11 protein-coding genes are annotated in these 13,889 nt (G+C 45.1%); 2 read left to right on the top strand and 9 right to left on the bottom strand.

What is annotated here, in order from left to right; all coding sequences use genetic code 11:
- Positions 1–76: 76 nt before the first annotated feature.
- Positions 77–1,846 carry an ABC transporter ATP-binding protein gene (locus AB4Z17_RS08265; RefSeq protein ID WP_441959185.1) on the bottom strand — a complete coding sequence of 590 codons (1,770 nt, stop codon included), beginning with the start codon at positions 1,844–1,846 and terminating at the stop codon, positions 77–79.
- Positions 1,836–2,645 carry a MerR family transcriptional regulator gene (locus AB4Z17_RS08260; protein ID WP_441959183.1) on the bottom strand — a complete coding sequence of 270 codons (810 nt, stop codon included), beginning with the start codon at positions 2,643–2,645 and terminating at the stop codon, positions 1,836–1,838. Before AB4Z17_RS08260 ends, AB4Z17_RS08265 begins: the two co-directional genes overlap by 11 nt.
- 349 nt (positions 2,646–2,994) lie before the next feature.
- Between AB4Z17_RS08260 and AB4Z17_RS08255 the strand changes: the two genes are divergently transcribed.
- A complete protein-coding gene (locus tag AB4Z17_RS08255) occupies positions 2,995–3,291 on the top strand; it encodes a hypothetical protein (protein WP_076269769.1) in 297 nt (98 codons plus the stop codon).
- 185 nt (positions 3,292–3,476) lie between these two features.
- Here AB4Z17_RS08255 and AB4Z17_RS08250 read toward each other — a convergent pair whose 3' ends face one another.
- Positions 3,477–5,669: an alpha-galactosidase gene (locus AB4Z17_RS08250; RefSeq protein ID WP_441959181.1), complete on the bottom strand. Its 2,193-nt coding sequence runs from the start codon at positions 5,667–5,669 to the stop codon at positions 3,477–3,479.
- Positions 5,670–5,705: 36 nt separating this feature from the next.
- Entirely contained in the window at positions 5,706–6,743 is a 1,038-nt protein-coding gene (locus AB4Z17_RS08245) for a LacI family DNA-binding transcriptional regulator (protein ID WP_430057338.1), read from the bottom strand.
- A gap of 206 nt (positions 6,744–6,949) precedes the next feature.
- Between AB4Z17_RS08245 and AB4Z17_RS08240 the strand changes: the two genes are divergently transcribed.
- A complete protein-coding gene (locus tag AB4Z17_RS08240; RefSeq protein ID WP_441959179.1) occupies positions 6,950–7,474 on the top strand; it encodes a GNAT family N-acetyltransferase in 525 nt (174 codons plus the stop codon).
- A gap of 52 nt (positions 7,475–7,526) precedes the next feature.
- Here AB4Z17_RS08240 and AB4Z17_RS08235 read toward each other — a convergent pair whose 3' ends face one another.
- The 5 genes from AB4Z17_RS08235 to AB4Z17_RS08215 all read right to left on the bottom strand — a co-directional run bounded on the left by AB4Z17_RS08235 (position 7,527) and on the right by AB4Z17_RS08215 (position 13,800).
- Complete coding sequence (locus AB4Z17_RS08235; protein WP_441959177.1) at positions 7,527–8,396, bottom strand: ABC transporter permease; 870 nt, start codon at positions 8,394–8,396, stop codon at positions 7,527–7,529.
- Entirely contained in the window at positions 8,393–9,346 is a 954-nt protein-coding gene (locus AB4Z17_RS08230) for an ABC transporter ATP-binding protein (protein ID WP_441959175.1), read from the bottom strand. The genes AB4Z17_RS08235 and AB4Z17_RS08230 overlap by 4 nt, the downstream gene beginning before the upstream one ends.
- On the bottom strand, positions 9,343–10,518 hold the full coding sequence (locus tag AB4Z17_RS08225; RefSeq protein WP_441959173.1) for a hypothetical protein: 1,176 nt from the start codon (positions 10,516–10,518) through the stop codon (positions 9,343–9,345). The genes AB4Z17_RS08230 and AB4Z17_RS08225 overlap by 4 nt, the downstream gene beginning before the upstream one ends.
- A gap of 65 nt (positions 10,519–10,583) precedes the next feature.
- Positions 10,584–11,111 (bottom strand): sigma-70 family RNA polymerase sigma factor, encoded by a 528-nt coding sequence (locus AB4Z17_RS08220; protein WP_076269762.1) that lies wholly within the window; start codon positions 11,109–11,111, stop codon positions 10,584–10,586.
- A 199-nt stretch (positions 11,112–11,310) separates the two neighbouring features.
- The gene (locus AB4Z17_RS08215; protein WP_441959171.1) at positions 11,311–13,800 is read right to left on the bottom strand and encodes an EAL domain-containing protein; all 2,490 of its coding nucleotides are present in this window, start codon (positions 13,798–13,800) and stop codon (positions 11,311–11,313) included.
- Between the last annotated feature and the right edge of the window lie 89 nt (positions 13,801–13,889).

The raw sequence follows: 13,889 nt of genomic DNA, 5'->3' as shown, positions 1-13,889 counted from the left end.
TTGGACAAAAATGGCTTGGATACCCGTTGGAATCGCATTAACGTTACAGCATGCTTTATTGTCGCAACTAACCTAACTACTCAACACTAAACTGCTGCTGTACGAGCTTAGCATATAATTCATGGTTCTCCAGCAGCTCTGCATGGGTGCCCTGACCCGAAATTTCACCTTTCTCAAGCACAATGATTTGGTCGGCTCCACGAATAGTTGAAAGTCGATGGGCAATGACCAATGTCGTTCTTGCCGTCATAAGACCCTGAAGGGCTTCTTGTACTTGCATTTCCGAATCGCTATCGAGGTGAGCCGTCGCTTCATCCAGCAGCAATATATCAGGATTGCGCAATATAGCCCGTGCAATTGCCAGCCGTTGACGCTGGCCTCCCGAAAGCTTAACGCCTCTTTCTCCAACCTCCGTGTCATAACCTTCAGGAAGCGAATCGATAAAAGTTGTCAAATTCGCTTGATCGACAGCTTCCCTGATTTTCGCCTCGCTCACATCCTCCAGCCCATAAGTAAGATTGTGACGAATCGAGCCTTGCATCATCGGGCTATCCTGTGAAACATAAGCAATCCGCTTTCGCCAATCTTCCAGCGCCATGGATGCGATTGGTTCCCCGCCATAGGTTATGACGCCCTCGGTTGGATTATAGAACCTCTCCAGCAGCGAGAACAGCGTTGTCTTGCCTGTGCCGCTCGGGCCTACAAACGCCGTTACTTGTCCCTGCTTCACTTGAAACGAGAGCGAATGAAGCAGCGGCCGATCCTCCGAATATCCGAAGCTTACCTGTTCAAATTTAATAAAGGAATGATGATCTTTCTCGTGAAGGACAGCTGCCGCAATCTCATGGCTGGACTGCTCCTCCTTCTCATTTAGCAGCTCCAAAATACGTTCTGAAGCACCCATCGCCTTCTGGAATTGCGTGAAGAAGGAAGCCATCTGCGTAAACGGCATAACAATTTGGAACATATACAAAATGACAGCAACCAGCTCTCCGCCCGTTAAAGTGCCCTGTGCGACCCTTACACCGCCATAACCGATTAATATAACAAGAATGAGCAGCATCACCGTCATCATTAAAGGGGTTACGATTGACATGATTCGGGCTTCCTGCAAGCCAAATGTAAACAGATGCGAGATTCGCTTGTCGCCTTGACGATTTTCTACTGGCTCAGCAAGCGACGCCTTCACAAGCCGAATGTCGGAGAGCACTCGGCCAAGATCGCCTTGAAATAATGCAGTTTCATCCTGCATGGATTTGGATACTGTGAACATTTTGGTGCCTAGCGGCCATAGAACAAGAAGTGCTACCGGAACGGCAATAAGCATAAGCAGCGTGAGCTTCCAATCAATCAACAGCAGAAGAATTACGCCACCTATAATAGATACAATTCCTCCAAAAAACGATATTACATGCCCGATGATAAAATCTTTGATTACATTTGTATCATTCGTAACACGGCTCATCGTCTCGCCGGAATTGTTGCGATCAAAAAACGGTACTGGGAGCTTTATCACTCGGTTCCATACTTCACGTCGCAAGCCTGCAATAACATACTGACCTACATAGGACATCGTATAGACCGAGAAACCAGACATAATGGTCTGAACGAGAAACACTGCTCCAAGCACAACAAACGTCATCGTTTGGATGGTAGATTGCGATAACTCCTCGACTAAATTTTTCGTCAACAAAGGAATGAGCAGCGAGAGCAGCGTCTCTCCGAGTCCCAATACAACGGCAACGATAATTAAAAACTTAGCGGGTCTATGCTTTGCGATCAGCTTGAAAAATTGTGAAACGCCAATGGTTGCCTTCGGCATGTCTGCTTCAACACTATTTTTCATCGGTTATCCCTGCTTTCAACATTTTCAATGCCTCAAGATGCTCGAAAGTAACGGCTAAGAAGGCTTCTTCATCCTTCGTAAACAAATTTGGGAATAAAACAGGATCAAAGGAATGAGCTGGATCGTTCAGCACCTCTAATTGCGCAAGCTCCTCTTCACTAAACCTCTCTAAGACAGGTGACAGCAGCTCCTCTAAGAGCGCAACAAGACTCAGTCCGCAGGCAAGCACCTCTTCGTCCAGAGGCTGTTTTCCTTGCTTGTAAAGTTCCTTCAGCTCCATGGCGAACACCGTTATTTTACTTTCAAATGCCGATCTGATTTCCGAGTCTATCCCCTCCATAAATATCGCATCTACTAAAGAAGGCGGCATTTGCGTTGACAGCCATTCCTTCTGCTGCTGCTCATGCTGAATATTTTGGATAAACACTAGCAATGAATTGCTGTCGACCTTGCCCGCTCCCTCCAAAATTTTCTGCATCCGTCCAATGGTGTCTATTACACGCTCCAAATGCGCCTGCTTTTTCTTAAGCATCTCATATTGCGAAGCTAATGAGTGCTGCAAGTCCTCCTCCGGACGCTGCAAATAAGCAGAAATGTCCTCTAATGAGAAATCCAAATATTTTAACGTCAAAATCTTTTGCAGTTGAATTAAATCCTGATCCGTATAAAAGCGATGCCCATGCGCGTTTCGGCTGGACGGCTTAAGCAGCCCCTGTCGATCGTAATAACGGAGCGTTCGTTCAGTAACTTTTGTCAGCTTCGCGAATGCGCCAATCGCATAAGAAGAACTATTATTCATCTGTTCATTCCCCCTCTTGCACAGAGTATAACCCTTGACGCAACGTCAAGGGCAAGAGGCTTACAGGATGAAATTTATAATTTTATGGAAATATTGTCTAGAATATGTCCTCTTAAAAGGAGTTTATCCTATCCTTTCCGCCCGTAAAAACACAAATTGATAATCGAAAATATCATTTATTTTCTATCAATTAATCTATTATTTTGTCGCTATAATTGAATACAAGCCTTAAATTTTATAAATAAAAAACAATTTTCTTCAATTCAAGGGTTGTAAATTATGGGAATTTATATATAATCAATTTGTGACCAAATTGTTACAGCACTATGAACTTAAGAGGAGAGAAAGAATGGATAACTATCAGCAGCCCCCCGTAAATCCCGGTGTACCAGGATACGGGCATCAACAAAATCAGGAAATGTCGCCTGTCATTACAATTAAAGAGTGGATGCTCACTACACTCATTTTAATCATTCCGATCGTTAATGTTATTATGATGTTTGTATGGGCGTTTGGTGAAGGCAACCCAACGAAGAAAAACTATTTTAAAGCATCATTAATTTGGGCAGCAATCATTCTCGTTATTTACATCATCATTTTCGTTATTTTTATTGCTGCTGCAGCTTCAACTTCTATGAGCGGCTAGTACAATAATACATAATAGAAGTGAAAATTCGAGCAGCAGTCTGCTCGTTTTGAACAAGGAATAAATAGCGGTACAGGGACGACCCCTGCATCGCTATTTTTTTATTCACACCTAAGCTAAAAAACAGGGGTTACCTCAAAAGTAATTAAATCCACTTTTGAGATAACCCCTTTAGTTTAGATCGTTTACTCCACGGCGAGGAATCGGTATACCTTGCTTGCATAATCGCCATAAAATTGCGGAGTTGCAAGTCCAGCATATAGCAGCTGATCGCCGCCATATACCGTTTCTTCACCAAGCAGCTTGTAATCGCGGTTCGGATCAAGGCCTTTGAGGCAGAAGCGATTAAGCTTCAGATTTGGCTCTTGCAGAACAGTAACGAACACTACAAATGCTTCTTTTTTGTCCTTGGAGACGAACATCCATGCCGTTTCATTGCCCTCGAACGGGCTAAGCAGACGATAGAAATCTCCGAATTGCACAAGATGCCTTACATCCTTATAAAGAGCAACCTGCTCCTTAACGGTCGTCTTCTCTTCCTCCGTAAATTGAGTCAGATCAAGCTCGTAACCAAAGTTTCCAGATAGCGCAACATTTCCTCTTGTTTCTAGGGAAGTTATCCGGTTCACTTGATGGTTAGGCACGGCTGATACGTGAGCGCCCATCGCGCTAACCGGATAAACGATGCTTGTTCCGTATTGAATTTTCAAGCGAGATACCGCATCCGAATTGTCGCTTGTCCATGTTTGAGGCATGTAATACAGCATGCCCGCATCGAAGCGGCCGCCGCCGCCAGAGCAGCTCTCGAACAATACATCAGGGAAAGCAGACGTAATTTGCTCAAGCACGGAATAGAGACCCAGCATATAGCGATGAGCAGTCTCGCGTTGACGCTCTGCAGGCAGAAGTGCTGAACCGATCTCTGTCATATTGCGATTCATATCCCATTTCACGTACGTAATCGGCGCACTTGAAAGAATATCCGATATCGACTTAACGATATATTGTTGAACGTCCGCGCGTGACAAATCTAAAATGAGTTGATTTCTCGCTTGTGTCCGTCTGCGGCCATCGATATGCAAGCACCAATCTGGATGCGCTTTGTACAGCTCGCTCTCAGGCGAAATCATTTCCGGCTCGAACCATAGGCCGAATTGCATATCTAGACGCTTCACGCGGCTAACCAAATCCTCTAAGCCGTTTGGCAGCTTTTTCGGGTCAACAAACCAATCCCCGAGCGAAGTCGTATCGTTGTCGCGTTTGCCGAACCAACCATCATCCAGTACGAACAGCTCGATGCCAAGCTCCTTGCCGGCACGCGCAATATCTTCGATTTTATCCGCATTAAAGTTAAAATACGTCGCTTCCCAGTTGTTGACGAGTATCGGACGCGTTTGATCACGGAACGTGCCGCGAATTAAGCGAGCACGGTACAAATCATGGAAGCTGCGTGACATGCCGCCGAGGCCATGCTCAGAGTGAACCATTACCGCCTCTGGCGTTTGGAACTCCTCGCCCGGCTCCAATCGCCAATTAAAGTCGAATGGGTTAATGCCAATGAACAGCCTTGCTGCATGGAATTGATCCACCTCGACGCCAGCCGTAAAATTACCGCTGTACACAAGGTTTACACCGTATACATCACCGTGATCCTCGGTAGAACCCTCAGAGAGCAAAGCGACAAACGGATTTTGCATATGGCTGCTTGAACCTCTGCGGCTCTCGATCGATTGCAAACCCGGCTCAAGCTTGCGCTTATGAATATGGCGCTCACGAATCCAAGCACCAGAGAGCTGAAGCATCTCAAAGTTGTCATGCGCAAAGTCCAAGCTCATGCTGAACGCGCGCTGTAAATCCAAAGTAGCAGTACCGTTGTTGACGATTCTAGCTGAACGGGCAATCGCATCGTAGTTTTCAAATACGGTATAAGACAAAATGACGGACAAGCCTGTCAGATCATCTTTCAGCGTAATCTCAAGCGTTTGCGCTTCGGAGTCGTTCTCAATATACGTTGCAGGCAATCCAGCAAGCGACGGCTTTCCATCCACAATGCGGTGCGAATCAAAGCGCAGATCCGTTACTGTTGTTCCATTTGGAAGCTTGACCTGGAATGCAGGCATGCGGAAATCAGAGTTGCCGTATGCAGGATACTCATGCGGAAGCGTATCCAGCGACAGTTCCAATTGGTCCAGCTCTGTGCTAGGCGTGAATGAAGCCCGCTCCTTAAGCTCAAATAGACGCTCCAGCTGCACGCCGCGAATTTTTTTGCCCCAATAGACATGTGCAGGATATCCTGATTTCGTAATATGGATAACATAGCTTGTATCCTTCGCTTGCAGGTGGAATACCGAGAGCTGTTGATCATATTGAATAGACAAAATAATAACCTCCTAAAAGTTTATATAAATGAATAATTACGATTTCACAGAGCTGCCGCAGCTTTCTCTCACGATGAGTGTCGTATTAACGGTCATATGAACAGCTGCCTCGCGGCCTTCGATCCGCTCAAGCAGCAGTTGTACCGCCGTTCTGCCCATATGCTCAGTATGCGCGCGAACCGTCGTTAGCGGCGGATTCAAAAATGCAGAGATTTCAATGTCATCAAAACCTACAATCGCCATATCCTCAGGCACTCGAAGGCCATGCTCATGCAGCGCGCGCAAAGCACCTACAGCCATCGGGTCACTTCCAATAAAACAAGCGGTTGGCCGCGAGCTTTGCTGAAGCATCTGATTCATCGCCTCATATCCGCTGTTTGAAGACCAATATGCCTTAATGACGAAGTTTTCATCATAAAGACCTCGCTCACGCATCTCCTTCTCGAAAAAAACACGGCGAAGCTCATCCGTCTCTGTACTCTCAAATTGACGATTCAGACGATGGATATAATCATTCCCGCCGATGTAGCCTATTTTTTGGTGTCCTAGTTCTCTAAGATGTTTGATTACTGCTCGGGTTGCTTGCTCAAAATGCAGCTTTACGGTGTCATACTCATACAGCTCGCCTGAATGGTTTACAAATACAAGCCGATTTCCGTTGCTATACAACTGATTAACATCCTCATCATGAATGGAGCCTACAACAATCACACCATCCAGCTCGTTGAACGACTGCATCTCCACTCGACTGTTGCCGCGAAGCACTTTCACAATGTTGATTCCAAGCTCCTCGCAGCGCGTTTCAATGCCTTTGCGAATGGAGGAGAAATAAGGATCATCATGCTCATCTTCCAGTGTTGACCACATGAGCAAACCGATTTGCTGACGCGAGAGCTGCTCTTCCTTCTTCATTCTTCTCAGCCTGGACGGCTTATATTGCAGCTGCTCGGCAATGCTGAATATTCGTGTACGCGTTTCCTCACTTACTGCCAAGGTGACATCATTGTTCAAAACCCTGGATACGGTAGCAGCTGAAACGCCTGCCTCCTGCGCAATATCTTTTATCGTTGCCATGCCACACTCCGAATTTAGTTAATAAATTTACTGAATAACAACTTTAGTTTAGCAGACGCTCGCAAAGTCCACAAGCACCCTATTGCATTTTTATTTAAATCACTTTTCATACCTAACGAAGAAGAAGCATTTTCGATGAATTTATGAATAACTACTGTTATAATTTAGTGGAATTGTATGATTCTCATCGCAGGAGGGGTAAATATATGGTTGTTATTGAAACGGATCGATTATATTTGAGATGCTACAAAGAGAATGATTTTGAAGGTTTACATGCTATTTTTTCTGACCCTGAAACGATGGCTAATTATCCAGCCCCGTTTACTGTCCAAGAAACTCAAAATTGGATAAAAAGAAATGAAGCACGATACAAAAACGATGGATTTGGTTTATGGGGAGTCTGCTTAAAGGCAACGGATGAACTAATCGGTGATTGTGGCCTTGTTAAACAAACGATCGATGGAACAATTGAGGTAGAAATCGGCTACCATATAAATAAAAAATATTGGTCCAACGGATTCGCCTCTGAAGCAGCCATGGCTTGCAAGCAATATGGTTTTCATCACTTAGGCTTGCAAAAATTGATCAGTATAATAGATCCCAATAATTTAGCGTCCATTCGTGTTGCCGAGAAAATTGGCTTTGCCAAAGAAAGAGAAGCTTTTATTTTCAACAAAAATCATACTATTTATGCAGGCTTCCCCACTTTAATGGCATCCAATCTTACATAAAGACATAAAAAAAAAGCAGTCGACTGCCTCCTCCAAAGAGGGGCAGCCCCGCTTAAAAATCTTTTCGCTTCATAATTAGTATACCTATGCCGAGCAGCGCAGCCGTGTAAATACCGCAATAAATTAAAAAGGAATTTGATGCCGCTCCGTTAATAGAGAAAATACTTAGCTCTGCGTTAATGTTATATAAACCTCTAAGCTCAGAGATTGAAAATAATTCGTTAAGCATGCGCTGCTGCAAAGCATCCGCCGGCATAGCCAGCTTAATTAAGCCTGTTATGGTCTCAAGTGTTTGCATCCCTTTCATTTGAATCCTCCCTGTGCTCATAAACCGGCCAATCGTACTGCCAAGCCAGCCCATACCGAAGAGCATCGTCATCCAAATGCCGTTTCCTAAAGGACTTAAATAACAGGAGCCTAGCATCGTTAAGGATACTAATAGCGGAATAACAGACATAAAAAACAAAAGTGATTTGAAGTACACCATCATGCTGAATAAGACGCCAGTTTCTGCCCAGCTGATAAGAATAATTGAGCTGAATAACAGGAATGCATATAACGCAACATAACTGACAAAGCCGAGCCATCTGCCCAAAAACCACTTCCAGCGCGCAATGGGCCTTGCGAGTACGGATTGAAGAACGCCCTGCTCTGCTTCCCCTGTCACAGCCGCAACGGAACTGAATATAGAAAGGAAGGCAACGGCAAAAGCGCCAAAGAAGAAACCTAATGTCATAATCATTGCACTGCGGGCAAAATTTTCGAATAAGTTCATAGAATTCGCAACATTCACCTCGCCGCCGGCGATAGCATCAGCAATAAACCAGTAAGCAATCCAGAAAAGAACCGTCATGATGATCGTCATAAGCGTCACTCTTTTACGAACGAGCTCCTTCCAAGTTAGGCCCCAAACCGCGATCATCTGCGCTCCCCCCTATGCTCAAGGCCCGTTACGGCCTGCATAAACCACTCATCAAGCCGTGATTGCAATTTCCCAACCTCATACAGCGTCAATCCCAGCTCAATAAGAATATAATTGACCAATCCTATTTGCTCGTCATTTTCCAGTTCAATCTCCAGCCATACAGATGCACCATCATGCTCAGCGTTCGACACGATCACATTCGCACCTAGCAGCTGCTGGATACGTTCAGCTGCTAAAGGGGTATAACCGCTGACACGCAAACGCCAGCTCGACTGCGAGCTCAGCACATCGGATACCTTTCCTTCCGCCAGCACTTTTCCGTTATTAAGTAGAGCGACCTTATCGCATAACTGTTCCACATCCTCAAGCAAATGCGAATTAAGAAAGATCGTTTTCCCTTGGCTTCTCAGCCTAGCAAGCAAATCTCRCACCTCATGCCTGCCAACGGGATCAAGCGCAGAAGCCGGCTCATCAAGAAAAACGATATCCGGATTCGCGAGTAAAGCGCATGCGAGTCCAAGCCGCTGCTGCATCCCCTTCGAATACCCTTTGAGCCTGTCGCTTCCCCGGCTGCCAATGCCCACATCGTCCAGAAGCTGATGAATGCGTCGTTTGGCCATAGAGCGGTCCAGCTCACACAACTTTGCATGAAAAGTTAAAACCTCTTCGCCCGTCAACCAATCCGGATAACGAAACAACTCAGGCAAATAGCCAAATCTCCGTCTAGCCTCGATTGATCCTGAAGGCTGTCCGAAGATTTGAGCTTTACCTGAGGTTGGTGTAATAAGGCCTGTGAGCATTTTCACTATCGTGCTTTTTCCCGCTCCATTAGGACCGAGGAAGCCAAAGGCTTCCCCTTCTCTAATCGTCAGTGTAACATCGTGGCAGCCGCGTCCTTCACCGTAATCCTTGCATAATCCGATGGTTTCAATAGCAACAGCACTCATGGATGAATCAGCTCCGCAATAAGCGACTGTACTTTTTGTTTGTCCTCAAAATCATTAAAGTGTGCGCTTGCTACAACGCCATCTTTAAGCCACATCGCATTTGCATAACTATGATCAGCGGATTGATTCAAATATACATCAACCCCTTCAATAACGATTTTCTCAGGTTTTTCATTTGTAATGAGCGGAAATGGAATTTCTCCATTTTCCATGTTTGATGCTTGCACAAGCGATTTGCGCAAATGATCAGGAAGCGCTGGGAAGCGAATGACAGCCTCATAGGCATCCTTTGCATCCACTGAAGGATCCATTTTGATGCTAGGCTGCTTAATATATTCAACCCATAGGCTTTGCTTAGAAGTGCTTCCTTCCTTAGGTTCATACGTGACCGTTACACCTTGGCCTGTGTTGAATTCAATTGCTTTGCCGTCTACTGATTTCGGCAGCAGCTTATCCGCGCCCAGCTTACGCATTGCACTATTGATTTCATCCACATTTAGCCGGAAGGCAATCGTCTGAGCTGACATCGATGATATGCCACCTAACTGAATCCCTGGAACCGTCAATGTTGGAACAGCAAAGCCCAGCTCCTTAGAAGCTTGATCTACGGTCATCTTTGACCAGCTTCCGACAGTCGTCTGCTCGAAGGTGCCGAAACGGTTAACGGTTTCACGCGTTTCGCCATCCTTCATGAAGCTGTTCATGAGCGACTCCAAATCATTTTGCTGCACAATCATTACGTTATCCATTCGGAACGTATTAAGCCATGCCGCCAATGCTTCATTTGTTGAGGGCGTCGCAATAACTACCGTGATGATAGCTGCTGCGCATGCCGCTATTGTTTTGCCCACATTTCTTTTGAACCAGCGGCCTGCCGCCCCACTTTTATTCGGTTTATTTGCAGCTGGACTGGATGAAGTACGAGCTCGTCCTAGCGGAACCACATTTGCTTGTATTTGTTCAGAGTACGTTTGAACGGCAGCAGCTTTTGTTTGCGCAGCGCCAGCTGCAGCTGTTGACTCCTTATTGAGCTCAGCAGCGTGCTTGCCTTGTTCTTCCCATTGCTCCCAAAGCGGCGATTGCTCAGAGGCTTGAAGCTGTTTCTCAAGACGCACCCAAGCAGCCGACATCTGCTCTTCTTCTTTTTTGTTTATTTCATCATTTTTTGTCATCTTGAACTCCTCCTAAAAGGTTTTGGCCTTTAAAGCTAGGTATAGCAGGCGCTGACGATCGCACTTCATTCATGAGACAAAGCTCCTTCTGCCTTATGCGCATGGCGCTTCAGCCTAGCCCCGGCTCTGCGCAGCATCGTACCTACCTGCGGCTGCCGCAGCTGGAGCTGCTCTGCGATTTCCGCATAGCTGTATCCTTCATATCGGAGCAGAAGCATTTTTTTGTCCCGTTCGGGCAGCGTATCCAGCCAGCCTCTAACCCGTTCCTGCTCGTCCTTATCAATCAACTGCTGTTCATTCGACTGAACCGCTTGCGGCTGTGCGAGTATGCTTTGTTCTTGCTTTTGCGTTAGAGCACGCTCTCGTGCTTTTTTATCCATATAATCATAAGCCAGCCTCGTTAATACGCGATGAAGCCAGCCTCCTATTGCTTCAGGCTGATCCGGTGGATTCCGGTAAAGCCTTAGAAATGTTTCCTGGGCAAGATCCTCCGCAGCTGCTTCATCGCGTATAAGTGCGACAAGCTTTCGTCTAACCGAAGGATAATGTGTATTAAACTGTTGACGAAACAAATCCGGCGCCGAATGTTCCATTCCGTTTACCTCCTTACGTTTTTTGCTCAAGCTATAAAGAAGACGATGCCTTCGATCATTTTGTAACACCTATCGCTCAACAATATTTTACCAAACAAATGTCATATTTATCGATAAGCCCAAGACGTAACGGTTATACGAAAATAAAACTGGACTAATTAAAAAACGCCTCCACGTTTGACGGGAGACGGAATATCCATCAGGCTTCCTTATTATGTTCCATATACAGCTGTACAAATCTCGGTGCCGCAACAGGAGGGCTATAAATATATCCTTGAGCAGCATCGCAGTGGTGGTCGTTAATAATCCGCAGCTCTTCCTCTGTCTCTACTCCTTCAGTCACAACCTTTAAATTTAAATTGTGAGCGATGACGACGACCGATTTAAAAATCATTTGTTTCTTATAATCGTTTACGATGCCGCTTATAAAGGATTTGTCGATCTTCAACGTGTGCAGCGGAATATTTTGCAAGTAGCTGAGCGACGAATACCCCGTTCCAAAATCATCAAGCGACAGCTTGACGCCAAGCTGCTGAAGCTCATGCAGTATGTTAAGCGTGTGAGCCGCATTATCCATAAAAATCGACTCTGTAATTTCCAGCTCAATTTGATGAGGCCGAATCCCTGCATCCGAAATGATTCTTTCAATCGTATGGACGATTTGTTTCTGCTGGAATTGGATCATCGACATATTTACACTGATTGAGATCTGCTGCAGCCCCATGCGCTCCCATTCTTTAATTTGCTGGCAGGCAGTAAACAGCACCCACTCACCGAGCGAAATAATAAAGCCGGTTTTCTCTGCAATCGGGATGAAATCAAGCGGTGACACCATGCCAAGCTCCGGGTGATTCCATCTAATTAATGCTTCCGCCCCATATATAGAGCCAGTAGCTAAATCAACCTTGGGCTGGTAATAAAGCATAAATTGGCCCAGCTCCAGCGCTTTGGACATGCTGCTCTCAAGAATAAGCTCCTTCTTCGTTACATCATTAATTGTAGGAGAATAGAGTTTGCAAGTATTTCGCTCTTTCTTCGCCACATACATCGCAATATCCGCTTCCTTCACCAGCTGGTCTGCAGTCGCAGGCGTCCATTCATGATGAATGCTCATTCCAATGCTTGCTGTAATATAAAACATCCGATCCTCAAGCCCTATTGGCTGGGAAATAGCCGACAAAACTTCCTCTGCTTTATGCATCGCTGCATGGAGAAAAGTAACTTGCTCTAGCAGCACGATATACTCGTCCCCCCCGAAGCGGAATACTTTCCCCGAGCTGCCGACGGTAATCATAATTCGATGCGCCATTTTCTGGAGCAATTGGTCACTCATCTTATGATCAAGCATATCGTTTATCATTTTGAACCGATCAAGGTCAATGAAAAGCAAAGCAATATGGCCCTGCATACTGCTCTGCTCAGCTGATACCCCTTCCATATAGCGATGATAAGCATAACGATTAGGAAGTCCTGTCATTAAATCATGTGTCGATTGGTATTCAATTAGATTCTCCGCTTCCTTGCGCTGGACGAGCATATGATTAAAATGGCTAGCCATATATTCAAACTCATCATTCGTATGAATGGTTAACTGCTGTTCTTCTCCTCCAATTGCGACAGCCGATGTTGCTTGTATTACTTTATAAATATTAACTAAGATGATTTTCCTAACAAGCAGCACCATGGCAATCGCCATTAAAAACAACGCAATACCTGTGATCAGCATCGATTCCCAAAGGCTTTTGTAGTAATTAGTCAGCATGTTCTTTTTTGGAATGATCGTTTCAATATGCCATAGCACATTGTGAACAAGAATCGGATGAAGCAATCGCAGTACGGTCTCCTTGTCTTTTGAGTCTCTTGTGTAGGCAATCCTTGAGTCCGTCCCTTTCATCGCCTCAAGCTCAGCTTTATTAGACCATAACCGATACGGTGTGTTCACAAGCTCAGGGTACTTGCCGTTAGCCAAATATTGGTTATCCGTCGTAATAATCGTGGAGTATCCTCCTAGCGGCCGGAAAGCTTCAATCTGTTTCTGCATCGATTCAAGTGAAATATCTGCTCCTACTATACCTAAAAACTCATTTTGCTCATTCAATAGAGGCAGCACAAGCGATATCATCATTATTGATTTGCCATCAACATCATAGGAATATGGCTCTATGAGTGAAAAGGATTTCGTAAGTTTAGGCGTTTGATAGAAGCTCCCTTTCTCTTTATCCTCATAATTTTCAATCGCCAGCAGTTGTATGGACTGGTCCTTGCGAACGACATAGGGAATAAAGCGCCCCGTAGCATCGTCATAGCTGTTTTTATTTTTGTAAAAAACATCTTTCCCGTCATAGGCATTAGGCTCCCATAACGTATAAACGCCTAATAGATCAGGATGCTTGATAAGCATTTGCCTCAATAGCTCGACTATGTATTCACGATTTTGCATCTGGTTTTTGCCCATTTGAGTCATGGTTACTTCAAGCGTTTCCAGCATCATCATCGTTTGATCCATCGTTTTAGTGAAAGGATTTATGTAGGCCATGGATTCCGTCTGTGCAAGAAGCTCGCTTTCGCGCAGGTTGGAATGATAAAGCTTGATGAGGTGAGCGGTTACCAATAGACCAAATGAAAGAATAACTAGCAGGCCTATGGAAAATATTAATTTTTGAGCGATGCTTAGTCTAATCTTTCTCATCCGATCTATCAGCCCCTTGTTGTCGGAGAAAGCAAAAAACGACGTAAAATGTCAAATTATGATACGGTTCTAGTATACTTGACATTTTG

The organism is Paenibacillus sp. TAF43_2, from assembly GCF_052113545.1.
Taxonomy (GTDB): Bacteria; Bacillota; Bacilli; order Paenibacillales; family Paenibacillaceae; genus Pristimantibacillus.
Note: the sequence above shows the minus strand (reverse complement) of the source record. Positions and strands in the feature narration are given on the sequence as shown.

Coding starts and splice junctions, on each gene's coding strand:
- AB4Z17_RS08240 (WP_441959179.1), top strand. CDS start 6,950: ATGGTTGTTATTGAAACGGATCGATTATATTTGAGATGCTACAAAGAG.
- AB4Z17_RS08235 (WP_441959177.1), bottom strand. CDS start 8,396: ATGATCGCGGTTTGGGGCCTAACTTGGAAGGAGCTCGTTCGTAAAAGA.
- AB4Z17_RS08245 (WP_430057338.1), bottom strand. CDS start 6,743: ATGGCAACGATAAAAGATATTGCGCAGGAGGCAGGCGTTTCAGCTGCT.
- AB4Z17_RS08260 (WP_441959183.1), bottom strand. CDS start 2,645: ATGAATAATAGTTCTTCTTATGCGATTGGCGCATTCGCGAAGCTGACA.
- AB4Z17_RS08215 (WP_441959171.1), bottom strand. CDS start 13,800: ATGAGAAAGATTAGACTAAGCATCGCTCAAAAATTAATATTTTCCATA.
- AB4Z17_RS08265 (WP_441959185.1), bottom strand. CDS start 1,846: ATGAAAAATAGTGTTGAAGCAGACATGCCGAAGGCAACCATTGGCGTT.
- AB4Z17_RS08255 (WP_076269769.1), top strand. CDS start 2,995: ATGGATAACTATCAGCAGCCCCCCGTAAATCCCGGTGTACCAGGATAC.
- AB4Z17_RS08220 (WP_076269762.1), bottom strand. CDS start 11,111: ATGGAACATTCGGCGCCGGATTTGTTTCGTCAACAGTTTAATACACAT.
- AB4Z17_RS08225 (WP_441959173.1), bottom strand. CDS start 10,518: ATGACAAAAAATGATGAAATAAACAAAAAAGAAGAAGAGCAGATGTCG.